Origin of the sequence: Brevibacterium sp. CFH 10365, assembly GCF_009299785.1 — a bacterium.
Taxonomy (GTDB): domain Bacteria; phylum Actinomycetota; class Actinomycetes; order Actinomycetales; family Brevibacteriaceae; genus Brevibacterium; species Brevibacterium limosum.
This window is the reverse complement of sequence record NZ_VIGO01000003.1, coordinates 342521-368289: the sequence shown is the minus strand read 5'-3', so window position 1 is coordinate 368289 and position 25769 is coordinate 342521. Positions and strand designations below refer to the sequence as shown.

General features: G+C 65.6%; 20 protein-coding genes. 12 read left to right on the top strand and 8 right to left on the bottom strand.

Going from position 1 to position 25769, the window contains the following annotated elements; translation table 11 throughout:
- The first annotated feature begins 145 nt into the window (after nt 1–145).
- Complete coding sequence (locus FHG09_RS07760) at nt 146–2434, top strand: helix-turn-helix domain-containing protein (RefSeq protein ID WP_193627311.1); 2289 nt, start codon at nt 146–148, stop codon at nt 2432–2434.
- A 32-nt stretch (nt 2435–2466) separates the two neighbouring features.
- Here FHG09_RS07760 and FHG09_RS07755 read toward each other — a convergent pair whose 3' ends face one another.
- Genes FHG09_RS07755 through FHG09_RS07745 form a run of 3 tightly spaced genes read right to left on the bottom strand, consistent with a single transcriptional unit; the run spans nt 2467 to nt 5849 of the window.
- Nucleotides 2467–4203, bottom strand: coding sequence for an ABC transporter permease (locus tag FHG09_RS07755; RefSeq protein WP_227492624.1), 1737 nt, complete (start codon nt 4201–4203; stop codon nt 2467–2469).
- 3 nt (nt 4204–4206) lie between these two features.
- A complete protein-coding gene (locus FHG09_RS07750; RefSeq protein ID WP_152347065.1) occupies nt 4207–5142 on the bottom strand; it encodes an ABC transporter ATP-binding protein in 936 nt (311 codons plus the stop codon).
- A complete protein-coding gene (locus FHG09_RS07745; protein ID WP_152347064.1) occupies nt 5139–5849 on the bottom strand; it encodes a TetR/AcrR family transcriptional regulator in 711 nt (236 codons plus the stop codon). Before FHG09_RS07745 ends, FHG09_RS07750 begins: the two co-directional genes overlap by 4 nt.
- 103 nt (nt 5850–5952) lie before the next feature.
- Between FHG09_RS07745 and FHG09_RS07740 the strand changes: the two genes are divergently transcribed.
- Together FHG09_RS07740 and FHG09_RS07735 are read left to right on the top strand one after the other, a co-directional pair.
- Nucleotides 5953–6294, top strand: a complete 342-nt coding sequence (locus FHG09_RS07740; RefSeq protein ID WP_152347063.1) for an ArsR/SmtB family transcription factor — start codon at nt 5953–5955, stop codon at nt 6292–6294.
- A gap of 31 nt (nt 6295–6325) precedes the next feature.
- Nucleotides 6326–6814: an SRPBCC family protein gene (locus FHG09_RS07735; RefSeq protein ID WP_152347062.1), complete on the top strand. Its 489-nt coding sequence runs from the start codon at nt 6326–6328 to the stop codon at nt 6812–6814.
- Between the two features lie 182 nt (nt 6815–6996).
- Here the strand turns inward: FHG09_RS07735 and FHG09_RS07730 are convergent, their stop codons facing one another.
- Nucleotides 6997–8319 carry an MFS transporter gene (locus tag FHG09_RS07730; protein ID WP_152347061.1) on the bottom strand — a complete coding sequence of 441 codons (1323 nt, stop codon included), beginning with the start codon at nt 8317–8319 and terminating at the stop codon, nt 6997–6999.
- 174 nt (nt 8320–8493) lie between these two features.
- Between FHG09_RS07730 and FHG09_RS07725 the strand changes: the two genes are divergently transcribed.
- Complete coding sequence (locus FHG09_RS07725) at nt 8494–10404, top strand: BCCT family transporter (protein WP_152347060.1); 1911 nt, start codon at nt 8494–8496, stop codon at nt 10402–10404.
- A 272-nt stretch (nt 10405–10676) separates the two neighbouring features.
- Nucleotides 10677–11702 (top strand): class II fructose-bisphosphate aldolase, encoded by a 1026-nt coding sequence (gene fbaA / locus FHG09_RS07720; RefSeq protein ID WP_152347059.1) that lies wholly within the window; start codon nt 10677–10679, stop codon nt 11700–11702.
- A gap of 247 nt (nt 11703–11949) precedes the next feature.
- On the opposite strand, the gene FHG09_RS07715 is transcribed toward fbaA, so the two are convergent.
- Nucleotides 11950–13488, bottom strand: a complete 1539-nt coding sequence (locus FHG09_RS07715; RefSeq protein ID WP_152347058.1) for an alanine/glycine:cation symporter family protein — start codon at nt 13486–13488, stop codon at nt 11950–11952.
- A gap of 408 nt (nt 13489–13896) precedes the next feature.
- Here FHG09_RS07715 and FHG09_RS07710 point away from each other — a divergent pair, with 408 nt between their 5' ends.
- The 4 genes from FHG09_RS07710 to FHG09_RS07695 all read left to right on the top strand — a co-directional run bounded on the left by FHG09_RS07710 (nt 13897) and on the right by FHG09_RS07695 (nt 19667).
- The gene (locus tag FHG09_RS07710; protein ID WP_152347057.1) at nt 13897–15531 is read left to right on the top strand and encodes an ABC transporter substrate-binding protein; all 1635 of its coding nucleotides are present in this window, start codon (nt 13897–13899) and stop codon (nt 15529–15531) included.
- A gap of 136 nt (nt 15532–15667) precedes the next feature.
- Entirely contained in the window at nt 15668–16759 is a 1092-nt protein-coding gene (locus tag FHG09_RS07705) for an ABC transporter permease (RefSeq protein WP_152347056.1), read from the top strand.
- Nucleotides 16759–17820 carry an ABC transporter permease gene (locus tag FHG09_RS07700; RefSeq protein ID WP_227492623.1) on the top strand — a complete coding sequence of 354 codons (1062 nt, stop codon included), beginning with the start codon at nt 16759–16761 and terminating at the stop codon, nt 17818–17820. Before FHG09_RS07705 ends, FHG09_RS07700 begins: the two co-directional genes overlap by 1 nt.
- Nucleotides 17817–19667 carry a dipeptide ABC transporter ATP-binding protein gene (locus tag FHG09_RS07695; protein ID WP_152347055.1) on the top strand — a complete coding sequence of 617 codons (1851 nt, stop codon included), beginning with the start codon at nt 17817–17819 and terminating at the stop codon, nt 19665–19667. The genes FHG09_RS07700 and FHG09_RS07695 overlap by 4 nt, the downstream gene beginning before the upstream one ends.
- 71 nt (nt 19668–19738) lie before the next feature.
- On the opposite strand, the gene FHG09_RS07690 is transcribed toward FHG09_RS07695, so the two are convergent.
- Complete coding sequence (locus FHG09_RS07690) at nt 19739–20398, bottom strand: TetR/AcrR family transcriptional regulator (RefSeq protein ID WP_152347054.1); 660 nt, start codon at nt 20396–20398, stop codon at nt 19739–19741.
- Nucleotides 20399–20750: 352 nt separating this feature from the next.
- Here FHG09_RS07690 and FHG09_RS07685 point away from each other — a divergent pair, with 352 nt between their 5' ends.
- Both FHG09_RS07685 and FHG09_RS07680 read left to right on the top strand, forming a co-directional pair.
- Nucleotides 20751–21329, top strand: coding sequence for an NADPH-dependent FMN reductase (locus FHG09_RS07685; RefSeq protein ID WP_152347053.1), 579 nt, complete (start codon nt 20751–20753; stop codon nt 21327–21329).
- A gap of 200 nt (nt 21330–21529) precedes the next feature.
- Nucleotides 21530–22291 carry a 3-hydroxyacyl-CoA dehydrogenase gene (locus FHG09_RS07680; protein WP_152347052.1) on the top strand — a complete coding sequence of 254 codons (762 nt, stop codon included), beginning with the start codon at nt 21530–21532 and terminating at the stop codon, nt 22289–22291.
- Nucleotides 22292–22412: 121 nt separating this feature from the next.
- Here FHG09_RS07680 and FHG09_RS07675 read toward each other — a convergent pair whose 3' ends face one another.
- Nucleotides 22413–23045, bottom strand: coding sequence for a response regulator (locus FHG09_RS07675; protein WP_152347051.1), 633 nt, complete (start codon nt 23043–23045; stop codon nt 22413–22415).
- A complete protein-coding gene (locus FHG09_RS07670; protein ID WP_152347050.1) occupies nt 23042–24448 on the bottom strand; it encodes a sensor histidine kinase in 1407 nt (468 codons plus the stop codon). The genes FHG09_RS07675 and FHG09_RS07670 overlap by 4 nt, the downstream gene beginning before the upstream one ends.
- Nucleotides 24449–24629: 181 nt before the next feature.
- Here FHG09_RS07670 and FHG09_RS07665 point away from each other — a divergent pair, with 181 nt between their 5' ends.
- Entirely contained in the window at nt 24630–25661 is a 1032-nt protein-coding gene (locus FHG09_RS07665) for a CPBP family intramembrane glutamic endopeptidase (RefSeq protein ID WP_193627310.1), read from the top strand.
- The last annotated feature ends 108 nt before the right edge of the window (nt 25662–25769 follow it).

The following is a 25769-nucleotide window of genomic DNA, read 5'->3' as shown; positions in this document are numbered from 1 at the left end:
AGCGGGCACATTGGTAGTCCGAGACCGACCGCAGTCGATGGGCTGATGGAGCAGTCGGGTCAGGTTGGGGAGGAGCGGAGGAGTTGAGATGTACGTCGACGAATGCGACGCGGGCTTGGTCCGCCGAGGTGAAGGATGGGTGGCCATGAGCTCGAACGCCGAGGGTGGGAGACAGGATCCTCGTCGCAGTCTGGGCGACTTCATCGTCGAGCTCGAGTCCGCAGGCACCGGGCCGGTCGACCCCGAGCTCTGTCGACGACTCTGGGTCGGGAGTGCCGGTCGTGCTCGATTCGCCATGTCGGTACTCCGCGCTGCAGCAGCGGCCGGCGTCAGCGCAGATCCTGAATCTGCGACCTTCTCCGAGTGGGTGGCCGAGCTGTGCCCGCCGTTGACATTGGAGCTCGGGCCCGGCGACGCAACGGCAGCGGCAGTGCTGGCGCAACTCAGCACCGTATCCGAATCGACCACTCTGCGAGTGCTGACGGCGGTGTCCGATGATCTTCTCGGCGGCACCGGATTCCATGATCCGGAAGGAGTCATCGACAGGCTCGAGACCAACGGGGTCCTCATCCGAGTCGACGACGTCGCGCGCGGAACGCTGCTGCAGATCCCGACTCTCATCGCGGCCAAGCTGCGTCACGATCTCGTCGCCGAGGCCGGGGCGGGACCGGTGGTCGCCTCGCTGCTCGACGTGCTCATCGAGCATATGGAGTCGGCGGGAACCGTCGACGCGGACCTTCTCGGGGATGTGCTGCTCCTGGCTCGACACGGTGGGCACTGGGCCCTGCTGCAACGGGTGACCGAGGCGGTGGGCATACCGATGTTCCTGCTCGCACCCCGGCCCGCCTGCACCGCGTTTCGCCTCCTGCCGCCCAAGGTCCGTGCGGCCTGGTCGGGTCTCGAATTCTTCGGAACACTTGCCGAGGACATCGTTGCAGACACCACTGCCGGAACGCCCGCTGAGATTCGGACGGCGACGGTGAGACAGACAGGGCCGGGAATGCTGAGATCTCGGCTGCCCGGAACACTAGAGGCGCCGGATCCCGCGGCGGTCGAGCACGGCGACATCAGACGAGAGGAGCAGCCGACCATATTCGTCGGCACGGTCCGCTCCATGATCGGACTGGCCGATGCCGGTCGCCATGGTGAGGCTGCGGAAATGGGAATGCGGGCCGCCGCGACTATCCGCAGCGCACGTGCGCGTTCCATCGTCCGGCTCCTCACCGCGATCGCTCTCCACCACACGGGAGCGTCCCGCCGCGCATTGTCCCTTCTCAACGAAATCGAAGGACCGGCCCGTGCCGGGCATATCGACGGCGACTTCCTTCTGCCGACGATCAGCGCCTGGACGGCCCTCATCTCGGCGATCAGCGGCGATCATGAACGAGCCGACGCGCACCTGGTGGCGGCCGTGGAGCCTTCGAGCGCAATGCGCCCCGGTCCCGGCCCCGGCGAGACCTCAGCCGAGCCGTTGCCGCAACCTGCAGTCATCATCGACGAACTGGTCACCCCAGCCAGACACATCGCTTCAGCGCTGCGGGCCCTCGACCGACTCGATCTCGCCCGGGCGAAACGCGAACTCGATGCGCTCTCGACGTATCCGGAACTGCGGACGCTGTGGGTCTACCTGCCGTACATCGCCCGGTCACTGGCGATTCTGTCGGCCGAGGCGGAGTCCGGGCTGCTGTTCGTCAACGACGATGCGGAACGGTTCCGAGACTCCGGTGTTCTGTCCGAGGCAGAGAAGGATCTGCTGGCGCTCGGACGCAGCATGGTCTTCATTGCTCTGGGACAGCTGCGTTGGGCCGAGATCGACCGCGAGCGACTCTCCCCGTCATGCGACGCCCGCATCGTCCTCGACGTCAGATCGAAGCTCGTCGCCGGGCGCAGCTCTGAGGCGATTTCGTGCGCCGACACTTGGTTCTACCATCGTTCGCTGAGCCCGCACAGCCGGGCCGAGCTCGCCGCGATCAGAGCGGCGGCCGAACTGCGCAGCGGAGACGAGGCCGCGGCGAGGAGCGATTTCGTGATGGCCGTGAGCCTCTCGGCCTGGGTGAGCTCTCTGCTTCCGCTCGCACTCCTTCCCCTGTCCGACCGCAAGCTGCTCGTCGAGCTCACCGCTGACTCGCCCGCATGGACGGAAGCCGCGGCGGAATTCTCCGACACCTTCGCAACGCCGGAAGAACTCACCACCCGGCTGCGCACGATCGGCCCGGTCTCCGTCGACATAGCGTCGATGCCCCAGCTCAGTGCGGGAGAGGCCCAGCTCATCGACTTTCTGGCGCGAGGTCTGACCGTCGCCGAGATCGCCGTCGAACTGCAGCAGGTCACCGGCACCGTGAAGAACCGGCTCTCGGTGCTCTACCGCAAGTTCGGGGTGTCGAGCCGGGCGGAAGTGCTCAGTCGTGCCAGGTCCTTCGGCTACCTCGCCTAGGAACACAGTCGAGGCCCATCGACCCTGCCACTTCACGCCGTGACGAGATCCCGCCTCCGGAACCCGACCGTCCCCGCCCCGACGAGGACCACGGCGATCCCGACGAACCACAGGACCGCCTCGGCGGAGAGATCCTGAGCCGGATACTGCCCGATATGGGTGAACAGGGAGAGGTCGAGGACCGCGTCGTCGAGTTGCATCATCCCGCCGAAGAGGGCGAGCACCGCCGACGCTCCGAAGACGATCCAGCTCAGGCTCATCAACCGCGGGGCGAAGCCGTAGAGCAGGTAGGCGAAGCCGAGCAGGGCCCAGATCGACGGCGTCTGCGCGAGGTGCCCGAGGGTCGTCGGCCACAGCAGCGACCAATCGTCCATCGACACCGCCGCACCGAGACCTTCGCCGAGACCCGCCGTGCCCATCAGCCAACCGGCTCCGGCCAGCGTCACGGCGGCCCAAGAAGCCAACCAGCCGTTGCGGGAGACCGCGGTCGCGAGCACCGGGTCGGTGTGGAAGGCGGATTCCTCGGACCGCAGGCCTCCTGCGGCGATGACCGCATACGCGGCGACGATGATCGCGAAGTACAGGGCCATATAGCCGAGGTAGCCGTCGACGATTCCGGACCGACCGCCCATGATCGCCAGAATCTCCGGGGGCATTCCCGCCGCGCCCTCGTCCATGGCTGCCGTGAACGAACCGAACACCACGCCCATGACCAGCATGCTGATCGACCACCAGATCAGATTCGATGCCTGCAGGCGCAGCGCCAGACCGAGGGGTGTCGCCAGCAGCGGTCCTGCCTGCGACCGGCCCAGCCGTTCGGCGACGATCCCCGCGCCCAGGTCACGACGTGACTGCAGCACCACGGCAACGACGAGGAGGACCGCGAACAGGCCGGCCGAGTACAGCAGCGGCCACCAGCGGTCGAGTGTGAACGGTGCCGTCTGCTGCGCCCACCCGAAGGGTGAGAGCCAGGACAGCCAATCGAGCGAACCCCCGGACACCGCCGACATATCGCCGATACCGCGGATGACGAAGCCGAGCGCAAGCACCGCACCGGCCATCGACGAGGCGGCCCTGGCGAAGGCGCTCAGCTGCACGGTGACCGCGGCCACCGCCGCGAACACGCATCCCACCGCGCCGATCCCGACAGCGAACAGGAACGTCGCCGACCACGATTTCGGCTCGGCCTGCGAGAATCCGAATGCCGCCGCCATTCCCGCGCTGAGCAGGACATTCATGAATACCGTGAGCACGAGGGCGGCGATGAGCTGAGTGTGCCGACCGGTGACCCCGGCGCGGACGAGTTCGGCCCGCCCGGTCTGCTCTTCGGCACGAGTGTGCCGAGAGACGGTGAGGATCGACATCAGGGCCGACCCGATCATGAGGAACACCCCGTACATTCCGACGATGAACCGGGGGATCGTCACCTGGTCGAGCCCGTACCCCGGCCCCGTGATGAGCGCCATCACCGGATTCTTCGCAAAGGCCGTCATCGCCTGCAGCGAATCCGAGTCCATGACCACCGCGATCGCATTCGCGAAATACGCGGTGAGAGCGGAAAGGGCGAGCACCCAGATCGGCAGCCACAGCCGGTCCCGGCGCAGCATGAACCTCAGCAGGTGACCCAGCCCGGCCAGGCTTGACTCGCCGAGGCGGCCGCCCCGCTCGCGTTCATGTGCACCATGATGGCGCCCGGATCGTCGTGCCGTCGTGGCACCGCCGTGGACGGGACGATCCCCGGCTTCCGTGTGCGCAGCCAGCAGATTCATGACTCATTCCTCCTTGCCGTAGTGGCGCAGAAGCAGCTGTTCGAGGGTCGGCGGGGTGGCGGTGAGCGATTCGACATCATGCTCGCCGAGTGTCCGCATGATACGGGGCAGCTGAGCGGTATCGGCGCTGAAATGCAGCCGCGACCTCTCGCGCACGAGGTCGTGGACACCTGCCATCTCGGACAGAGCGGGCACATCGTGTTCGAGTCCGACGGTGATCGTCGTCCGCGACAGGTGCCGAAGCTCGGACAGGGTCCCCGTCTCGACGATGCGCCCGGAGCGGATGATCGACACCCGGTCGGCCAGCGCCTCCACCTGGGCGAGGATATGGCTCGAGAGCAGTACAGTGCGCCCGGCGTCCTTCGCTGCTCGGATGCAGTCCTGGAACACCGCCTCCATGAGCGGATCGAGCCCGGCTGTCGGCTCATCGAGGAGGAGCAGTTCGACGTCCGAGGCGAGAGCGGAGATGAGCGCGACCTTCTGCCGGTTGCCTTTCGAATAGGTCCGGCCCTTCTTGCGCGGATCGAGGTCGAAGGCTTCGATGAGCTCATCGCGGCGGCGCTTGTCGACCCCTCCGCGCAGCCGGGCGAACAGGTCGATCGCCTCACCGCCGGTCAGCCCCGGCCACAGTTCCACATCGCCGGGAACATAGGCCAGACGGCGGTGCAGCGGCACCGCTTTCGCCCAGGGATCCTCGCCGAGGAGGCGCACCGTTCCTGCATTGTGCCGCAGGATGCCGAGCAGGATCCGAATCGTCGTGGACTTGCCGGCGCCGTTGGGGCCGAGGAAGCCGTGGACTTCGCCGCGGGCGACCTCGAGGTCGAGGCCGTCGAGCGCGCGGACGCGGCCGTAGGATTTCACGACGTCTCGCATCGAGATCGCCGCCGAGGCGGGTGCGCTCTGGTCGTGGGCGCGGCGGGTGCTGGTCAGTGTGCTCATGATTCCTCTTCTCGCAGATCGGATCGAGCGGATGCTTCCGGGCGAGTCCGCTCGGAGTGCTGAGTGTTGGGAGACGTGCTGATGTCGGCGTCCGCCGGGACGGTTTCGAGGACGCCGTGCAGGTAGAGATCGAGCAGATGCGGTGCCAGTCGGGTCATGGTGCCGGTGGTGTTCTCGGTGCCGAGGTTGGTCTGCAGGCGCTGATCGAGTATTGCAGGCGCCAAGGCCATGACCGCGATGGTCGCCGCCTGCCCGCGCGTGTCCTCACTCTGCCGGAAGGTGTAACCGGCGAAACCGTCGGTGATGTAGGACTCGACGAGGTCGACGTAGTGGTCGAAGTAGCGCTGACCGTGCGCGCTGGGGTCGAGCAGGGACTTGACGAGGTAGTCCACTGCGGTGGTCATCTCCGGATCGTCGAACATCATCTGCACGGCCATGGTGGCGTATTCGGCGTTCTTCGCTTTCGAGTCAGCGATTCGTTCGAACACGTGCTCATCGCACGCGGTGCGCAGCCCCTCCTTGGACCCGAAATGGTGGATGACCAGGCCTGGGGAGACCTCGGCTGCAGCGGCGATGCCGCGGATCGTCGTCTTCGTGAACCCGTGCTCGGCGAACTCGGCGACGGCCGCCGAGAGGATTCTCTCGGCTGTCTCCGGGGAAGCATTGGGAGAGCGGCGAGGGCGGGAATCAGGATTCGTTGAACACATGTTTAATATTAAACGCGTGTTCAATCGCGGATGTCAATGGCCGGGCTCAGAAAGTTCGTGCCCTTCTGTTTACATACAACCAGTCGGTTGTATGATAGATCGCATGAAAGGTCTTCTCGATGACGAGGCGGATGCGCTCTTTCAGGCATTGGCCGACCGCACCCGGCGCGATATCGTGCGCAGGGTAGCAGGGGAGGGGCTTTCGGTGTCCGATCTGGCAGCCGACTACGACATGAGCTTCGCCGCGGTGCAGAAGCACGTCGCCGTCCTCGAACGCGCAGGACTGGTGACGAAGAGACGAGTCGGCAAGCGGCAGATCGCTCACGCAGAGGCGGGTCCGCTCCGTGCCGTGAGGAGCATGCTCGTCGAACTCGAAGACCAGTGGGTCGAACGAGTGCAGAGAATCGACGACCTTCTGGCCGAGGACGAACGGGCCGGGTCGTGAAACCACCCATCACAATGCTCGAGGAGCAGCCATGCCGGTCATCGACACAATACAAAACGAAGAGACACTGACGCTGACGATCGTCGCCGAATTCGCGGCGCCGCCCGAAAGGGTGTGGGAGGTCTACGCCGACCCCCGCCAGCTCGAGCAGATCTGGGGCCCTCCGACGTACCCCGCGACGGTCGTCGACCATTCGCTCGAACCCGGCGGCAGAGTCACCTATTTCATGACGAGCCCCGAAGGAGAGAAGTTCCGCGGACTGTGGGAGATGATCTCCGCCGAGCGTCCGCAGCGCCTGGAATTCCGCGACTACTTCGCCGATGAGGACTTCACGGTCGTCGAGTCGATGCCCGGAAGTCGGTGCGTCTATACCTTCGAAGCGACCGAGACAGGAACGCGTGCGACTTATGAATCGGTCTTCGACTCGGTCGAGGGACTGCGCACTGTGCTGGAGATGGGCGTCATCGAAGGCTCGACCGGGGCGATCAACCAGATCGACGGGCTGCTGGCTCGCGGCTGAGCCTCGGTCCGACCGAACTCGCATAGGACGATTCTGCGGGAGGCGAATGTCGGTTTTCCCCGCTGAAATCAACATTCTTCTCCCGCGGAGTAACGCGCAGGTCCTATGGTGGCCAGCCGTTCGCCTGCCGTAGGCGTGCCAGCGGTACAGCGGCCGCACTGCTGCGGTCGCCGTGCCTCGAGTCAGCCTTCTTGGCGCGCCTGCATCGAGTGCCTCGGAGCATCCGGTCTGACCGGGATGATGAGGACCAACCCGACGGCGAGGACGAGGAGGATGCCCAAGGTTCCGGCCCGCTGGAAGCCGAAGATCGTGATGGCCAGGGCGAACATCGCCGGGCCCAAGAAGCTCACGGCCCGTCCGGTCGTGGCGTAGAGTCCGAAGTTCTCTCCTGCCGACTCCGGCGGGGTGATGCGTGCCAGGAACGACCGGCTCGACGCCTGGACCGGACCGACGCAGAAGCTGAGTATCAGGGCACAGACCCAGAACACGGCCGCCTCGGCGCTGAAGAGGATCGGCAGCCCGCCTGCGATGATGACGATGAGCCCGGCGATGATGACAGGCTTCGGTCCGAGCCGATCATCGAACCAGCCGGCGATCATCGCGCCGGCGCCCGCGGCGACATTCGCGGCCACTCCGAGGACGATGATCTCCGAGGCGGAGAAGCCGTAGCTGCCGGCGGCGAGCACCCCTGCGAAGGAGAAGATCGCGGCCAGGCCGTCGCGGAAGACCGCCGAGGCGATGAAGAACCGCAGCGTCTGATGCTCGGTCGACCACATCCGGATCAGACGTCGCACGAGGCTTGCGTAGTCGGACAGGAACGCCCGGATCGGATGTCCGCCCGAGGTGCCCTTGACCTTCGCTCCCGGTGCAGAGAACAGGGCGGGGATCGCGAAGATCGCGAACCACACCGCAGAGAGCACAGCGACGATGCGGAACCTCAGCCCCTCCTCGTCGCTGGCGCCGAGGAAGCCGACCTCGGGTTGGATGACGAGGACGAGGAGGAGGACGAGGAGGACCAGCCCGCCGACATAGCCCATGCCCCATCCGAACCCGGAGACCTTGCCGACGTTGTCGGGATTGGTGATGCGGACCATGATGCCGTTGTAGGACACCTCGGCGAATTCGAAGAACACGCTGCCCACAGCGAGAAGCAGCAGACCCAGCCACAGGTAGTCGGGGGAGTCGCGGACGAAGAAGAGCCCGAACATCGTGAGCACGACGATTCCGGTGTGCACGCCCAACCACAGCCGATGCCGACCTCCGGCGTCGGCTCGGGTGCCGGCGGCCGGAGCGACGACGGCGATGACGAACCCGGCCGCGGCCATCGACCAGCCCAATGCCGAGGAGCCGGCTTCCTCGGTGGCGGCCACGGACTTCGTCAGGTACGGGGCGAAGACGAAGGTGATGATCACGGCGTTGAAGGACGCCGAACCCCAGTCCCACAGCGCCCAATTGAAGATGCGCAGGCGATTGCCCTCAGCGGGCGGATTCTTCGTCGAGGCCATGAGGCCACTGTACTGAATGCCCGAGCCCGGAGCCCGATTTTCGCAAGAGGTCGATCACGGTCGCGACCAGGGAGTTTGCAGGAAGTGCCGGGTGCGATGCTGGAAGTTTTCTTGAAGCGACCTGGGGAATACGGCAGAGTGTGCTCAGTGAACGACAACCGATCAGGAGGAATCATGAGCGATCCCGACACCAGTGGGGAATCGGGGACCGGGCTCGGTCCGGGCCCCGAAGAGCAGCTGCTCTTCGGTGAACCCGACCCGGTGGAGCTGCACCTGCCCGAGAAGCTGCATATCGGGGAGGGCGACTCCGACGACGCCATCACGAAGAAGCTGCAGCGTCAAGGGGTGCGCATCGGCAAGGGGATGATCGCGCCGCGCGTCTTCTGGCCGGCACTGATCATCATCGTCGCCATCGTCGTGTTCTCCGTGGCACTTCCTGACGGCACGGGCAAGGTCATCTCAAGCATCCAGAACTGGATCGTCACCCAGCTCGGCTGGTACTACATGCTTGTCGTCGGACTCTTCGTCGCCTTCGCCATCGCCGTCGGCTTCTCGAAGTTCGGCAAGATCAAGCTCGGCAAGGACGACGACAAACCCGAATTCGGTGTGATGTCCTGGTTCGCGATGCTCTTCGCCGCCGGTATGGGCATCGGCCTCGTCTTCTACGGTGTGGCCGAACCGCTGACCTACGCCACCACCGGGCCGAAGCCCGGCTGGCCGGGCGGTGAGGTCGAGAATGCGCAGATGGGCATGGCGCAGACCTTCGTCCACTGGGGTCTGCACCCGTGGGCGCTCTACGCCGTGCTCGGCATGGCTCTGGCCTATGCCATCCATCGCCGCGGCCGTCCCCTGTCGATCCGCTGGGCGCTCGAACCGCTGCTCGGTAACAAGGTCAAGGGCTGGGCCGGTGACGTCATCGACATCATTGCGATCTTCGGCACCGTCTTCGGCATCGCCACCTCGCTGGGCCTCGGCGTCCAGCAGATCTCCGCCGGGCTCAAGCACATCGGAGTCGTCGGCGACTACGACAACACCTTCCTCATCATCCTCATCGTCATCATCACCTTCCTCGCCACCGCCTCGGTGGTCTCTGGTGTGGGCGCAGGCATCAAATGGCTGTCGAACATCAACCTCACGATGGCCGGCGTTCTGCTGGTCACGGTTCTCGTGCTCGGACCGACGCTCTTCCTGTTCCAGAACTTCGTCGAATCGCTCGGCGTCTGGTTGGCGAACGTGCTCAACATGACCTTCGACATCGGGGCCTACTCGGGAGAGGAAGGCGCCGAGTGGAACTCGACGTGGACGCTGTTCTACTGGGGCTGGTGGATCTCCTGGGCGCCCTTCGTCGGCGTCTTCATCGCCCGCATCTCCCGCGGTCGCACCGTCCGAGAATTCATCGCCGGTGTCCTCCTCGTCCCCTCGATCGTGGGCTTCTTCTGGTTCTCGGTTCTCGGTGGAACGGGCATCCACAGGCAGATCTTCGGCTCCGGCGACCTCGTCGACCCGGACGAGGGGGTCGTGGCCGAACGAGTCCTCTTCGACGTCCTCGGGAACCTGCCGCTGGGGTCGATCCTCTCGGTCATCGCGATCATCCTCGTGGCGATCTTCTTCATCACCTCCTCGGACTCGGGTTCGCTCGTCGTCGACATGCTCGCCTCGGGCGGACACCCGAACCCGCCGATCTGGTCGCGTGTGCTGTGGGCTCTGATGGAGGGCGCGATTGCGATCGCACTGCTCGTCGCCGGCGGACTGACCGCGCTGCAGGCGGGTTCCCTGATGACGGCGCTGCCATTCTCGATCGTGCTCCTGCTCATCTGCGTGTCCACGCTCAAGGCCTTCGGCATGGAGGCCAAACGCAATGCGGCGATCGAACGGGCCGCGCGGTTCCGTCAGGTCGGTGAGCACCTCGCCGATGACTTCGACGAGTACCTCGGCGAAAAGGTCGACGAACGCATCGACTACCGGCTGACGCGAAGTCAGAGTCTGCTCGGCAAGCAGCGAGCGAAGTCGGCCGGTCGCACCGAGAAGCGCGGCGGACGCGACGTGCCGGCCCGGGACAGAGGGACATCGGACTCCGAGTCCTGACCGTCCCCTCGTCGAGGCGGTCCCGCGCCGAGGTGCGGATCAGCTTACAGCGAGGCGGCCCCGTTCCGGCGGGGCCGCCTCGCTGCGTGAAAGGGCACCGCCTCTCCGCGCCGAGGTGGCGCTTCACTGCTCGATGTGGCTCGGTCACGAGCCGGGGAAGCGTCCGGCCGCCTCGGTGAGGGGATGTCGCTTCGGGGACGTCCTGCCACGCGCGGGACGGAACGAGTAGGCTGGTGGGAGCAGAAACGGCCGACCCCGACCAAGGAGCATGTATGCCCATCGCCAGTCCCGAAGTGTATGCCGAGATGATCGACCGCGCGAAGACTCAGAGCTTCGCATATCCTGCGATCAACTGCACCTCCTCGCAGACGATCAACGCGGCCATCCGCGGATTCGCCGAGGCCGGATCCGACGGCATCGTGCAGATCTCCACCGGCGGCGCCGAATACATGTCCGGCCCGACGATCAAGGACCGCGTGCGCGGTGCGATCGCCTTCTCCGTCTTCGCCGCCGAGGTGGCCAAGAGCTACGACGTCAACATCGCCCTGCACACCGACCACGCCCCGAGGAAAGAGGTCGAGGAGTGGGTCAAGCCCCTTCTCGCCGCGTCGACCGAACGTGTGAAGAACGGCGGTCAGCCCTACTTCCAGTCGCATATGTGGGACGGCTCGGCTGTTCCGTTGGAAGAGAACCTCGTCCTCGCCGAGGAGCTGCTTGAGCTCTCGGCGGCTGCGCACTCGATCCTCGAGATCGAGGTCGGCGTCGTCGGCGGCGAAGAGGACGGCGTCGAGAACGAGATCAACGACAAGCTCTACACCACCGCCGAGGACGGACTGGCCACAGCACGTGCGCTCGGCACCGGTGAGAAGGGCCGCTACCTCACGGCTCTGACCTTCGGAAACGTCCACGGCGTGTACAAGCCCGGCAACGTCAAGCTGCGCCCCGACCTCCTCGGTGAGATCCAGTCCGCGGTCGGCGCCGAGGTCGGCAAGGACGCTCCCTTCGACCTCGTCTTCCACGGCGGCTCGGGTTCGAGTGCGGAAGAGATCGCCGAGGCGGTCCGCCACGGAGTCGTGAAGATGAACATCGACACCGACACCCAGTACGCCTTCACGCGCCCGGTCGTCGAGCACATGTTCCGCAACTACGACGGTGTGCTCAAGATCGATGACGAGGTCGGCGATAAGAAGCTCTACGACCCGCGCTCCTACGGCAAGGCCGCAGAGAAGGGCATGGCCGAGCGCATCGTCGAAGCCTGCCAGAACCTCGGCTCGGCAGGCACCAGCCTGAAGAAGTGAGTTGAGTCGCGGACTCAGCGAGCTGACAGCGGCCGTCGCCCGATAGGGGCGGCGGCCGTTTCTGTATGCCTGCCCGCGGCTGGTCCACCGCTGAGTCTGCGCGTGGCAGGGCCTGCGCGCGACAGGGCTGCACGCGACAGAGCCTGCGTGCGACCTGTGTTTCTGCCTGAGGCTCGGTGGGCCCGGGTGAATGACGCGAGGTCCGGGACGCCATTGTCCCGGACCTCGCATTGTCAGCGACGGGGCATCAGCCCTGCGGCACGGCTTTGCCCGCCTTGAGCAGGGCGACCCGCTGATCCCAGAAGTCGGCATTGCGCACGCCGATCTTCTCGGGTTCGAACACCGGGTCCAGACCGAGCTTGGTCTGGCGCTCGAAGTCGCGCAGGAGCTTGAACGCCGGCTGCTGCAGGATGAGGATGCCGATGATATTCAGCCAGGCCATGAGTCCCACGCCGATGTCACCGAGCGCCCAGGCGCTGCCGGCCGTCGACATCGCACCCACGGCGACTGCGACCAGGATGACCAGCTGCAGCACGCGCTTGCCGACCGCGAGCACCATGGTGTTCTTGGCCTTGCCGAGCAGGTACACGAGATTCGTCTCCGCCATGTAGTAGTAGGCGACGATCGTGGTCAGCGCGAAGAGGAAGATCGAGATCGCGATGAACCCGGCACCGAAGCCGTGGATCATCGAGTCGAGTCCCGCCTGCGGCCACTTCTCGCCCGGGGTCGCGGCGACCTCTTCGACCATCTGGCCGCGGCCGGTGCCGATGATCGTGGTCCCGTCGGCGTCGAAGACCTTGTACATGCCGGTCGAGAGGATCATGAATGCCGTGGCCGAGCACACGAAGAGGGTGTCGATGTAGACCGAACCGGCCTGCACGAGGCCCTGCTTCGACGGGTGCGAGACCTCGGCGGCCGAGGCCGCGTGCGGTCCGGTGCCCTGTCCGGCCTCGTTCGAGTAGATTCCGCGCTGGACGCCCCACTGCACGGCCATGCCGATGATGCCGCCGAAGGCAGCTTCCGGTCCGGCATCGATGCCGAAGGCCGAATTGAACATCAGCTGGAAGACCGGGATGAACTGGTCGGCGTTGATGATGGTCACGGCGATGGCAGCGATGATGTAGATGACGGCCATGAACGGAACGGCCAGCGAGGCGAAGTGTGCGATGCGCTTGATGCCGCCGACGACGATGAAGCCCATGATGATGACGAGCGCGATCGCGGTGCCCCAGGTCGGAACGCTCCAGGCGTTCTCGACGGCGCCGGAGATCGCGTTGGACTGGATGCCCGGCAGCATGAAGGACATGGCGATCACGGTTACGGCCGCGAAGACCATGCCGTAGACCTTGAACAGGCCGCGGGCCTTGCTGTGGCGGTAGGCCTTCTCGAGGTAGAAGGCCGGACCGCCGCGGTACTCACCGGTGCGGGGATCCTGTTCCTTGAAGATCTGGCCCAGCGTGGATTCGACGTAGGACGTTGAGGCACCGAGCAGCGCCGAGATCCACATCCACACGACAGCACCGGGACCACCGAAGCCGATGGCGGTGGCGACACCGGCGATATTGCCGACGCCGACGCGGCCGGCCAGCGAAATCGCCAGGGCCTGGAAGGACGAGACTCCCTCATTGGAGCTCTTTCCCGTGAACATCTGCTTGAAGATCGCAGGGACCTGACGAATCTGAACCGCGCGTGAGCGGATCGTGAAATAGACACCGGCGCCGAGGCACAGGTAGACGAGGGCGGAAGACCACACAACCCCGTTGAGCCAGTCGATGAAAGCGGACACGCTTCTCCATTCGTTCTTCCGTGCCGGGATCGCCGACACGGTGTTGCTTATCTAGCGTCTGTGCCAGAGCGCCGGCCAGCGATCGAGCGGCCGGATTCACGAGAGTTCTCCGAGCGTTCTCTGTGATGCACCTCATAAGTGAAACCGATTGTGACCTGTCGCGCAAATCGAAATCCCGCAGGCGCCCCATGCGCGGTCCTGCGGGTCACCCCGCTGTTCCCCGCGCTGCGGCAAGGGAGGTTTCGCTGTATCGGGCAGGGTCGCCTCGGCGAATGATTGCGATGTGATTGCGAAGTGGGTCACCTTCTGTGGGTCAGTTCACTATTTGGGACGGAGATCGTAAGATGTGGTGCGGATCTCTTCGAGCAAAGACGACACGAAGAGCACTTTTGAAACGACAGGAACACCATGAAACGACGAACTGGCGCTAAGGCCGTGGCCATCGCTGCGGCGGGCGCTCTGCTCCTCTCCGCCTGCTCGACCTCGACGACCGGAGGCGAGGGCGGAGACGACGAGGGCGGCATGCTCACGGTCGGAACCACGGACAAGGTTGTGGCGTTGGATCCGGCTGCCGCATACGACAATGGAAGCTCCCTCGTCGAGCAGCAGGTCTACCCCTTCATCCTCGCGTACAAGCCGGGCACCGCCGAGCTCAACCCCTCGATCGCGGAATCGGCCGACTTCACCGAACCGACGAAGTACGAGGTCAAGCTCAAGGACGGGCTCAAGTACGCTAACGGCAACGAACTGACCTCCTCGGATGTGAAGTTCTCCTTCGATCGGCAGCTGAAGATCCAGGACCCCAACGGACCGTCCTCGCTGCTGGGCGGACTGAAGTCGGTGGAGACGCCTGACGAGAAGACCGTGATCTTCAACCTCAAGCGCAAGAATGACCAGACCTGGCCGGGAGTGCTCGCCAGCGCTGCCGGACCGATCGTCGATGAAGACGTGTTCTCGGCGGACAAGGTCACGAAGGATCAGGAGATCGTCGACGGCAAGGCCTTCGCCGGTCCGTACACGATCGACGGCTTCAAGTTCAACGAACTGCTCACCTACAAGTCCAACCCGGACTACAAGGGCTTCATCGAGCCCGCGAAGACCGAGACCGTGCAGATGAAGTACTACTCGGACGCGAACAACATGAAGCTCGACGTCCAAGAGGGCACCATCGACGTGGCATGGCGTTCGCTGTCGGCCACGGACATCGACGACCTCGGCGAGAACGACGACCTCAAGGTCCACAAGGGTCCCGGCGGCGAGATCCGCTACATCGTGTTCAACATGGACACGATGCCCTTCGGTGCGAAGACCGACGAAGCCGATGAGAAGAAGGCGCTCGCCGTTCGTCAGGCCATGGCCGACTCCGTCGACCGCCAGGCGATCGCCAGCCAGGTGTACAAGGACACCTTCACCCCGCTGTTCTCGCACGTGCCCGAGGGGCTGCCCGGTGCCGACGAGCCGCTGAAGTCCGAATACGGCGACGGCAAGGGCGGTGCCGATGTCGCGAAGGCGAAGAAGGCGCTCAAGGACGCCGGTGTCGAGACCCCGGTCGAGCTGAAGCTGCAGTACAACCCGGACCACTACGGTCCGTCCTCGGGCGACGAGTACGCCCTGGTGAAAGACCAGCTGGACAAGACCGGTCTATTCAAGGTCGACCTCCAGTCGACCGAATGGGTGCAGTACAACAAGGACCGCACCGATGACGTGTACCCGATGTACCAGCTGGGTTGGTTCCCGGACTACTCGGATGCTGACAACTACCTCGTGCCGTTCTTCTACGACACGGACGAGACCCCGTCGTTCCTCGGCAACCACTACCGGGACGAGACGATGAACAAGGAGCTCAACGCTCAGTCCTCCATCGCTGATGAGGGCAAGCGCGAGGAAGCTCTGAAGAAGATCCAGGGTCAGCTCGCCGATGAGCTGCCGACCCTGCCGCTGCTCCAGGGCAACCAGATCGCCGTGTCCGGCAAGGACGTCAAGGGTGTCGACGACACCCTCGACCCCGCGTTCCAGTTCCGACTGGCACTGCTGAGCAAGTGATCACCCACACGAGGTGCAGGTGAGCCGATCGGGCCGCCTGCACCTCGTGGTGCGTTCGCGGTGAGGTCCGTGCACCTGCAGACCATCGCCGAGGTGTCTCCTGCCGCGAGCGCACCGAAACACACATAAGGAACACATGTCTGCTGCCATCAGCGAACCAGGGGCGGAGGCCGCCGAGACCTCGGTCGCGGTCAAGAAGCCCACTGGAGGCGGACTGGGACGCTACGTCCTCATCCGCTTCCTGCTCATCATTCCCACCATCTTCATCCTCACCACTCTGGTGTTCTTCCTCATGCGCATCACCGGTGACCCGATCACCGCAGCGCTGGGCGGACGCCTGACGAAGGCCCAGCTGGCCGAGCGCGTCCACGCCGCCGGCTACGACCGGCCGCTCCTCGTCCAGTACTTCGAGTACATGGGCAATCTGCTCAAGGGCGACTTCGGCACCGCGGTCTCCGACGGTCAGCCCGTCTCGTCCATTCTGGTCAACTACGGTGCGGCCACCGTCGAGCTCGTCTTCTACGCGCTCATCGTCGCGTTCATCCTCGGCATCCCGCTGGGCATGCTCGCCGCCTACCACCGGGACAAGGCCCCCGACGCCGCACTGCGTGTGCTCGCGATCCTCGGCTATGCGACCCCGGTGTTCTTCGCCGGCATGGTCCTCAAGCTCATCTTCGGCGTCTTCCTGCCCGTCCTGCCGGTGGCCGGCCGCGGCACCACGGAGACCGAATACATCATGTCCGGCGTCGTCGGCCCGACGCACTTCTACCTCATCGACGCATTGCGCATCGGCAATCTCTCCGTCCTGTCCGATGTGCTCGCCCATGCGGTGCTGCCGGCGATCGCCCTCGGCGTGCTCACCGCCGGAGTCTTCCTCCGACTCGTGCGCACGAACCTCATCGGCACGCTCGAACAGCAGTACATCGACTCCGGCCGATCCCGCGGAATCTCCGAATACCGCCTGGTCACCAAGCATGCCTACCGTCCGGCACTGATCCCGATCATCACCGTCATGGGCATGCAGATCGCGCTCATGCTCGCCGGCGCCGTGCTCACCGAGACGACGTTCGAATGGAAGGGACTCGGCTTCAAACTCGCCGAATACCTCACCGCCCGCGACTTCGTGGCGGTCCAGGGAATCGTCGTGTTCCTCGCCGTCATCGTCGCGGTCACGAACTTCCTCGTCGACGTCATCGCCGCATTCATCGATCCGAGAGTGAGGTACTGATGTCCACTCCACAGAATCCACGCAGCCAAGGCCCGGATGAGACGGCAGAGACCTTCGCCGAGGCGGCCCCCGGCGCAGGTGTCCCCGCTCTGGCGTTCGATGACCGGGCCAAGAGATCCTGGTTCTCCCGACTGCCGATCGTCTCCCATCTGCGCCAGTCCGTGGGGCTGCAGCGCGGAATGCTCATCACCGGGCTCATCCTCAGCGGAATCGTCATCATCTGCGCGATCTTCGCTCCGCTCATCGCCCCGTACGGCTTCAACCAGCTGGGCACGTCCGAAGGCAACTTCGGGTCGAAGCTGCCTCCCGGCGGCACCCATATCTGGGGCACCACGGTCGGCGGCTACGATGTGTTCTCCCGTGTCGTCTGGGGCGCGCAGACCGCAGTGGCCGTCATCGTCGTGGCCGTGGTCATGTCCCTGTTCGCCGGTGTCATCCTCGGACTCATCTCCGGTTACATCGGCGGCTGGCTCGACCGCATCCTCGTCGTCATCGCCGATGCCGTCTACGCCTTCCCGACCCTGCTGCTGGCACTGGTCATGTCGATCGCGATCTCCGGCGGACAGTCGAGTGCCTGGGGCGGGATCGCGGCGGCCGCGTTCTCGATCACGGTCGTCTTCATCCCGCAGTACTTCCGTGTGGTGAGGGCGGAGACCCTGCGGCTGAAGGCCGAACCGTTCGTCGAATCGGCGATCGTGCTCGGTGCCTCGAAGACTCGCATCATCTCCAAGCACATCTTCCGCAACGCCACCCGCACCCTGCCGCTGATCTTCACACTCAACGCATCCGAGGCGATTCTGACTCTCGCCGGCCTCGGGTTCCTGGGCTTCGGAATCGAACCCACCTCGGCGTCGGAATGGGGATACGACCTCAACAAGGCACTGCCGGACGTCACATCCGGCGTGTGGTGGACGGCGGTGTTCCCGGGTCTGGCGATCGTGCTCACGGTGCTCGGGATCACCTTGGTCGGTGAGTCGATGAACGACCTCAACGACCCGCGTCTGCGTGTGCGACGCAAAGCCAAGGTCAAGAACGTCAAGTCCGCGGAGGTCACGGCATGAGCAGGAAAACACACGAGCAGACAGCCTCGACCACCGGCAGCATCCTCGACGTCGACGGCCTCGACGTCACCTTCTCCACCGACGGCGGGGACGTCCACGCCGTCAAGGACGTGTCGTTGAGCGTCTCACCCGGTGAGGTGCTTGCGATCGTGGGCGAATCGGGGTCCGGCAAGACCGTGACCGCCCGGTCCATCCTCGGCCTGCTGCCGGAGACGGCGCAGCGCTCAGGCGCCATCGTCATCTCGGGCGCGAACGTGCTCAGCGTCTCGACCGACGAGCTGCGGGCCATGCGCGGACGCGATGTGGCAATGGTCTTCCAGGAGCCGTCGACCGCGCTCAACCCCGTCTACACGGTCGGGTGGCAGATCGCCGAGGGCCTGCGCGCACACGATAGGAAGGCGAGCAAGGCCGACCTCAAGGCGCGCGTCGTCAAGGCGATGCGGCAGGTCGGAATCCCGGATGCGGACAGCCGATTCGACTACTACCCGCATCAGTTCTCGGGCGGGCAGAAGCAGCGCATCGTCATCGCCATGGCCTTGGCGCTGGGGGCGAAGCTCATCGTCGCCGACGAACCGACCACTGCACTCGACGTCACGGTTCAGGCGGAGATCCTCGACCTGCTGCGTGAGCTGCGGGATGAGACGGGCACGGCCATCGTGCTCATCACCCACAACATGGGTGTCGTCGCCGACCTCGCCGATCGGGTGGCCGTGATGCTGCGCGGCGACCTCGTCGAGGTCTCTCCCGTCGAGCAGCTCTTCAGCGATCCGCAGGAGCAGTACACACGAGAACTGCTCGCCGCGGTGCCGAGGATCGGATCGACAGTGGCCGGAAGCCGCAAGGCGGCCGCCGCCGAGGCCACACCTCGGGCCGGTGCGACCGCGGGGGATGCGCCGACGACGGATCCCGAGTCGGTCGGCAGCCGCTCACCGCGCACCGCCTCGGCGGGGGACCGGGACGGGGCCGCCTCGGGCGGGGACGATCAGCCCGGGGCCGCCTCGGCGAAGGACCGGGACGCACGCGAATCGATCGTGTCCGCCCGCGGTCTCGACATCGTCTACCCGGGCGGCTTCGGCAAGTCGGATTTCCACGCGGTGAAGAAGGTCAGCTTCGACATCAAGGCCGGCGAAGTCTACGGACTCGTTGGTGAGTCGGGGTCGGGCAAGACCACGATCGGGCGCGCGATCGCGGGCCTGACCAGGGCCAGCGGCGGAAGTCTCACGGTGCTCGGGCATGAGATGGTCGGGTTCAAGGAGCGGGAATTCACGAAGATCCGGCGACGGATCGGGTTCGTGTTCCAGGACCCTGCGGCCTCGTTCAATCCGCATCTGTCGATCGGGGAGTGCATCGCCGAACCGTTTGCGATCCACCGTCGGGAGATGAGCCCGTCCGACCGCTCGCAGCGAGTGCTCGAACTCCTCGATTCCGTGCAGCTGCCGAAGGCGTATGCGGCGAGGTATCCTCACGAGCTCTCCGGCGGGCAACGGCAGAGGGCGTCCTTGGCCCGTGGTCTCGCGCTCGATCCGGAGCTGCTCATCGCCGATGAGCCGACGTCGGCGCTCGACGTGTCGGTGCAGGCGAAGGTGCTCGAACTCTTCGTCGAGCTGCAGAACCGCTTCGACTTCGCGGCCCTGTTCATCAGCCACGACCTCGCGGTGGTCGATATGCTCTCCGACCGCATCGGCGTGCTCTTCCACGGCGAACTGCTCGAAGAGGGCACGGGTGAGCAGGTGCTCGGATCACCGGACAACGACTACACGAAGCGTCTCATCGCCTCGCTGCCGGTCCCGGATCCGGCGGAGCAGGCCGAGCGTCGTGAGCTGGCCCGCACCCTCCGCACCCCCTAACTGCTACCCGACGGCGGCGCAGCAACCTCGCGCGAGGTTGCTGCGCCGCCGTCAGGTAGTGGTGGAGGGAACTATTTGGTGTCGGCGATGAAGTCGAGCATGCCGTCCTGATTGACCGGCAGGGCCAGCAGGCGGTCGAGTTCGGTGTCATCGGGATCGAGGCCGAGGATGCGCATCGAGTACTGGGTGAAGTCGCGCTCGATCATGTCGGGCGTCAGATCACCCGTCGGCCGGTACCACAGCGACAGCGAATTGCAGATCGAGTGGATCGCGCGAGTGGCCAGAGCGGCGTTGGCGATCGTGAAGTGTCCGGTGTCGGCGCCGGCCTGGACGATATCGCCCATGATCTCGCGCGCCTCCCGCTGGAGATCCTTGACGCGGACGGCATTGTCGCCGGTGAGGCGTTCGGTGTCACGCAGCAGAACGGTGGAGACCGACACGTTCTCCATCCGATAGCGGGCGAGATAGCGCACCGCCACGGCCAGCTGGTCGACAGGATTGTCCTCGACTTCGGCGATGACGGCCCGGCAATGTTCGATGTACCAGGAATATGCTGTGTGGACGAGCTCGTAGAGTGCTTCCTGCTTGGACGGGAAGTAGTAGTAGAGCGCGGAGAGGCTCAGACCTGCCGTCTGTGCGATATCGCGGATGGACGCGCCGTCGAATCCCTTATCCGCGAAGGTGTCCCGGGCCGAGCGGAGAATGTTGTTGCGGCCGTTGGTTGAGCGCACGATGACCGGACTCCTTGCCTAGTTTTCCGTCGTAGCCGACTTTTTAACGAACAGTCTTTCACTTGCCCCACGACCTTACACGACAGCTGGTGCCTGCGAGCCTGATTTCGCGGGGAACTTCGCAGGAGCGCGGTCGAATCGATGAGCGCCGAGGCGGCCGGCCCGGTCGCGACCACCGATCGTCCGATGTGGGCGGCGTCACTCCGAAAGAGGGAATGATTGAGTGTTCAACGATGTTGGTGGGGGTGGAGTTGCAGACGATCCGGCGTGCCGGAGGCGCAGGCTCCACCCGTGAACTCGACCGCCTCGGCCGCCCGGCCGGCGGACACCGCTCAACGATTTGAGGACGCATATGCTCAACATTGCCATCATTCCCGGAACCTCCCGCCCGCAGGCGCTCAACCCGCAGATCGTGAGCTGGGTCGAGCAGCAGCTGGCCGCCAATGACGATGTCCGCGCCGAGGTCGTCGACTTCGGCAGCTTCGACCTGCCCCTGCTCGACGAGGTCGTCCCCGCCGGTGCGAAGATGTACGCCAACGACCACACGAAGGCCTGGGGTGCGAAGCTCGAGGAGTTCGACGCCTTCATCTTCGTCACACCCGAGTACAACCACTCGATCTCCGGCTCGCTGAAGAACGCGCTTGATTTCGTCGCCACCGAGTTCAACCACAAGGTCGCCGGCATCGTGAACTACGGCGCCGACAAGGGAGTGCGCGCCGCCGAGCACCTGCGCCACATCCTCGCGAACTACAAACTCGCCGTCGTCCGCGACCAGGCCTCGTTCTCGATCTTCACCGACGTCGCCGACGGCAATTTCGCCCCGACCGAGGTCTCGGCCGCCCCGTTCGCATCCATGGTCGGCGACATCGTCGCCTGGGGCGAGGCCCTGAAGTCCGTGCGCGAAGCCGGCGCCGAAGAGCAGGCCGCCTGAGTCTGGCTGCATCGCTGAAGTGAGACAGGCCCGCCGGTCGCCCGACCGGCGGGCTTCGTCGTCCCCGCCGCGACCGACGCTTCCGCACGGGCGAACCTCTCGCCGAGGCGGCCCTCTCCCGCCCGTGCATCGTGACCGTCCCCACACCTGCGTTAGAGTCGCAGTGATAAATCGTTCGCTCAGCGATGCAAAGGACACTCATGGAACTGAAGAACACCGTCGCCCTCGTCACCGGCGGAGCCTCCGGGCTCGGCCGTGCCACCACTGAACGCCTCCTGGCCGCCGGAGCCCAGGTCGTCATGGCCGACCTCAACGCCGAGGTGGGGCAGCAGGTCGCCGCCGAACTCGGCGATTCCGCCCACTTCGTCACCGCCGACGTCACGAACGAAGAGCAGGTCCAGGCCGCCGTCGACACCGCCACCGGGCTCGGCACCCTGCGCGTCGTCGTCAACTGCGCCGGCGTCGCGACCCCCGGAAAACTCGTCTCCCGCAAGGGGCCGCTGCCGCTCGACGCCTTCCAGAAGGTTCTGAACATCAACATCGTCGGCACCGTCAACGTCTGTCGCCTCGCCGCCGCGGCCATGCAGAGCCAGGAAGCGCAAGGCGAAGAGCGCGGCGTCATCGTCAACACCGCATCGGTGGCCGCCTTCGACGGTCAGATCGGCCAGATCGCCTACTCTGCGTCCAAGGGTGCCGTGGCCGCGGTGACCCTGCCGATGGCCCGCGAGCTCGCCGCCTCCCTCATCCGCGTCGTCACCATCGCCCCCGGCATCTTCGAGACCCCGATGATGGCCGGACTGCCCGCCGAGGCGCAGGAATCCCTCGGCAAGTCCGTGCCGCATCCGGCCCGACTGGGCAAACCGGCCGAGTACGCCCAACTCGTCGAGTCGATCGTGGCCAACCCGATGCTCAACGGTGAGACGATCCGCCTCGACGGCGCCATCCGCATGGCCCCGAAATGATCGACTGACGCCCTCGCCGAGGATGCCCACCCCGAGGAATTCCTCGCCGAGGATCGCCTGACCGTCAGAGCCGCCCGTTTCCGCAGTCGCCGACGGGCGGCTCTGTCGCCTGATGGGAGGCTCAGCGGTGTGCGTTGACGAGCAGCGCCAGCTGCACCCGCGAGGTCACCTCGAGCTTGTCGAAGATGCGCGCCAAGTGGGTCTTCACCGTCGCCGTCGAGACGAACAGTGACCGTGCCACCTGCGCGTTCGTCAAACCCTTAGCGACCGCCTCGGCGATCTCCCGTTCCCGGGTCGACAGCGATGCGAGCGGATCCTGACCCGCCGTCGAGGCGGCCGGCCGAGACGACATCAGCGTGGCCAGGGCGGTCGCCGACAGAGTCCGGGTGCCGTCGGCGGCTGCCCGGACGGCATTGATGAGCTCTTCCGGCGGGGTGTCCTTGAGGATGTAGCCTGCGGCCCCGGACTGCAGGGCGCGGTGGATGAAATCGTCGGTGCCGAAGGCGGTGAGCATGAGCACCTGCGGGTGTTCGGGACCGCTCAGCAACGTCTGTGCCGCCTCGAGCCCGTCGAGACGGGGCATCCGGATATCCATGAGGACGAGGTCGGGGCTCAGCCGGCGAGCGAGCTCGATGGCTTCGACTCCATCGACCGCCTCGGCGATGACGTCGATGTCGTCGGCAGCGCCGAGGAGGAGCTTGAGGCCCGAGCGCATGAGCGATTCGTCGTCGGCGATGAGGACGCGGATGCTCATGCCTTCTCCTGTTCGTCCGGGGAACCGACCGTGCCGCCAGTGCCCGCTGAGTCGTCTTCTGTGAGGATGGCGGCGTCGATGGGGATGCGGGCGCGCAGGGTGAACTCCGGGGTCGTCGTCACCGTGAGATCGCCGCCCATGGCCTCCATTCTCTCCCGCAGTCCGAGCAGTCCCAGCCCGGATCCGGTGACGAGCTGCTGCGCTCCGGCGCGGAACGCCGGGGCCAGCCCAGTGTGAGGATTGCTCGCGACGAGGTCGAGGTGGCCGTCCGCCTCGTCGAACCCGACCTTGATCGTCACTCTTTGGCCCGGGGCGTGCTTGACTGCATTCGTGATCGCCTCCTGGACGAAACGGTAGATCGTCGTCTGCTCGAGTGCCCCGCACCGGTGGAGGACTTCGGCGGTCACCGGTTCGAGGTAGCGCAGCTCGGCGGTGTCGCCCCTGGCCGCGACGAGGCGGTCGATATCGGGGTCGATGACCGTGCCCTCGTCATCGCTGCGCAGCATCGTCAGCACCTCTCGGAGTTCGACACCGGAGCGGCGGGCCGCATCGGCGATGAGGCGGGCGCTTTCGCGGACCTCATCGGGGTCGAGATCCTGCCGCACGGACAGGGCGCCGGAGTACATGGCGATGACGGACAGGTGATGGGACAGGGAATCGTGCATGTCACGGGCGATGCCGCGGCGCACCTCAGCGATGGCGCGGTCCTGCCGAGAGCGTTCGCGCAGCAGGGTCTGCGCGGCGGAGTCGATGAACCCCTGCTCGCGGGCGCCGCGGATGACGCCGACGATGACGATGACGGCGTACATCGTGCCGCCGAAGACGAACACGGGAAGATCGAAGGCTCCCGCCGCCTGCGGGGTGAGGACGTAGGTCGCCGAGAAGGCTGCCAGTGTGGCGGCGAGTGCGACGAAGTCGAGGGCCCAACTGCGACGGGCCGACAGCGAGATGAGGATGATCGAAGCGGCGAAGGCGCCGAGGATGCTGACCGTGCCCAGGAGGAGTCCGATGATCCCGACGGTGACGGGAACCCAGCCGCCCGGACGGCGCTGGAGAGACTCGACGGATCCGTCGGAGGCGAGGAACTCATCACCGCCGTGGCCGGAGACAGTGAGGAACTCGCGCAGCTTCTCCGCGGCCAGCACCTTCGGACGCAGCTGTTTGCGCGGAACCCGGCGTCCGTCGAAGACGAGGACGATAGGCAGACAGACGAAGGAAACGAGCCCGAAAACGATGTGTACGAAGATCTCTGCACTGAGAGCATCCGCCTCGGCACCGGTGGACTCTGGGTTCGGCCATTTGTCTCCGATGACGATGAAGAGCAGGAGCACGCCGACGACCGCGGAGATGCCGGTCCAGAGGAGGGCATGCGCGAGCGGGCGGCGGGCGGGGCGAGGTGTCACTCTTCGACCCTACCGGTGCGAGGGCCGAAGGAGTGTCGTCCGAAAGGATGAGATCTGGATGGTCGCGCGGAGACCGTCGCCCGGCCAGAGGCCGTCTGACGTGCGCATTCACCCGTTCGGATGACATGAATCATGCCCTTGGCCGATGGTCAGCGGCCACGGTGTCCGAAAGGGTGGAGACATGAGAAATCAACTCCACTTTCCCGCCTCCGCCGAGTCGCCTCGGGGCTATCACCGTCAGTTCGCCGCATTGCCGGGCAACCGGTGGTACAAACCGATCCTCGTGGTCGTCCTGGCCGCGGTGTTCTACCTGGTTGGGATGATCGCCCAATTCGTGGGCTTCTTCATCTGGGCCCTGTTCGCCCTCGGCGGCGACGGCGACTTCAACGCCTGGTCGGAACGTCTCATCGATATGAACACCATCACAGGGATCCTCTTCGGACTCGTCAACGTCATCCTCATGTGGCCGGCCGTCGAGCTCGCGAGCCTCTGCGTCTATCGGCGCTGGTTCACCACGATGATCTCGCTTCGCGGCGGACTGCGCCTGCGTCGGCTCGGGCGGTACATGCTGTACGGGTCGGCCGTGTGGGTGGTCTGCGCGATCGTCATGGTCCTGTTCTCCGACGGGTCGATGGGCGATCTGACCTCGGGAATCGTGTGGAACCAGCACGTGCTCGCCATGCTCATCGCGTTCGTCCTCCTCGTCCCGTTCCAGGCGACGGCCGAAGAGATCGTCTTCCGCGGCCTGGCCATGAACGTCATCGGCGCCTGGCTGCGCCACCCCGCGTGGGCCGTGCTCATCCCCGTGCCGTTGTTCGTCTTCGGCCATGTCTACGACCTGCCGGGACTCATCGACGTCGGCATCTTCGCCGTCATCGTCGGCACCTTGACCATCATCACCGGCGGCCTCGAAGCGGGGATCGCGTTCCACATCATCAACAATCTCTTCGCGTTCGTCCTCGGTGTGCTCTCCGGAGCCGACCTCAATGCGACGAGCTCACCGACGATCGAGGTCGTCATGTCGATCGCGGCTCCGATCATCTTCGGCATCATCGTCCTCCTCGATCATCGCCGCCGAGGTGGATCGACCTTTCGCCGAGGCGGCCCGACCGACCGCGAACCGCTGCGTCCCCGCGGGGACGGACCCGAGACTGCGGGAGCCGACGAGGACCGCGAGGCAATCACCGACACCGAATCGAAAGCGAGCCTCTGATGAGCTACTTCAGCGAATTGGCCCAGAACCTGCGTCGGCGCGGATGTGAGGAAGACCAGGCGGCATCATCGCGCTCATCGTCCTGCTCATCATCGGTGCCTTCGTAGC

What these genes read in the sequence shown, in the direction of transcription:
- FHG09_RS07760 (WP_193627311.1), top strand. Translation starts at nt 146, where the DNA reads ATGAGCTCGAACGCCGAGGGTGGGAGACAGGATCCTCGTCGCAGTCTG.
- FHG09_RS07755 (WP_227492624.1), bottom strand. Translation starts at nt 4,203, where the DNA reads ATGAATCTGCTGGCTGCGCACACGGAAGCCGGGGATCGTCCCGTCCAC.
- FHG09_RS07750 (WP_152347065.1), bottom strand. Translation starts at nt 5,142, where the DNA reads ATGAGCACACTGACCAGCACCCGCCGCGCCCACGACCAGAGCGCACCC.
- FHG09_RS07745 (WP_152347064.1), bottom strand. Translation starts at nt 5,849, where the DNA reads ATGTGTTCAACGAATCCTGATTCCCGCCCTCGCCGCTCTCCCAATGCT.
- FHG09_RS07740 (WP_152347063.1), top strand. Translation starts at nt 5,953, where the DNA reads ATGAAAGGTCTTCTCGATGACGAGGCGGATGCGCTCTTTCAGGCATTG.
- FHG09_RS07735 (WP_152347062.1), top strand. Translation starts at nt 6,326, where the DNA reads ATGCCGGTCATCGACACAATACAAAACGAAGAGACACTGACGCTGACG.
- FHG09_RS07730 (WP_152347061.1), bottom strand. Translation starts at nt 8,319, where the DNA reads ATGGCCTCGACGAAGAATCCGCCCGCTGAGGGCAATCGCCTGCGCATC.
- FHG09_RS07725 (WP_152347060.1), top strand. Translation starts at nt 8,494, where the DNA reads ATGAGCGATCCCGACACCAGTGGGGAATCGGGGACCGGGCTCGGTCCG.
- fbaA (WP_152347059.1), top strand. Translation starts at nt 10,677, where the DNA reads ATGCCCATCGCCAGTCCCGAAGTGTATGCCGAGATGATCGACCGCGCG.
- FHG09_RS07710 (WP_152347057.1), top strand. Translation starts at nt 13,897, where the DNA reads ATGAAACGACGAACTGGCGCTAAGGCCGTGGCCATCGCTGCGGCGGGC.
- FHG09_RS07705 (WP_152347056.1), top strand. Translation starts at nt 15,668, where the DNA reads ATGTCTGCTGCCATCAGCGAACCAGGGGCGGAGGCCGCCGAGACCTCG.
- FHG09_RS07700 (WP_227492623.1), top strand. Translation starts at nt 16,759, where the DNA reads ATGTCCACTCCACAGAATCCACGCAGCCAAGGCCCGGATGAGACGGCA.
- FHG09_RS07695 (WP_152347055.1), top strand. Translation starts at nt 17,817, where the DNA reads ATGAGCAGGAAAACACACGAGCAGACAGCCTCGACCACCGGCAGCATC.
- FHG09_RS07685 (WP_152347053.1), top strand. Translation starts at nt 20,751, where the DNA reads ATGCTCAACATTGCCATCATTCCCGGAACCTCCCGCCCGCAGGCGCTC.
- FHG09_RS07680 (WP_152347052.1), top strand. Translation starts at nt 21,530, where the DNA reads ATGGAACTGAAGAACACCGTCGCCCTCGTCACCGGCGGAGCCTCCGGG.
- FHG09_RS07675 (WP_152347051.1), bottom strand. Translation starts at nt 23,045, where the DNA reads ATGAGCATCCGCGTCCTCATCGCCGACGACGAATCGCTCATGCGCTCG.
- FHG09_RS07665 (WP_193627310.1), top strand. Translation starts at nt 24,630, where the DNA reads ATGAGAAATCAACTCCACTTTCCCGCCTCCGCCGAGTCGCCTCGGGGC.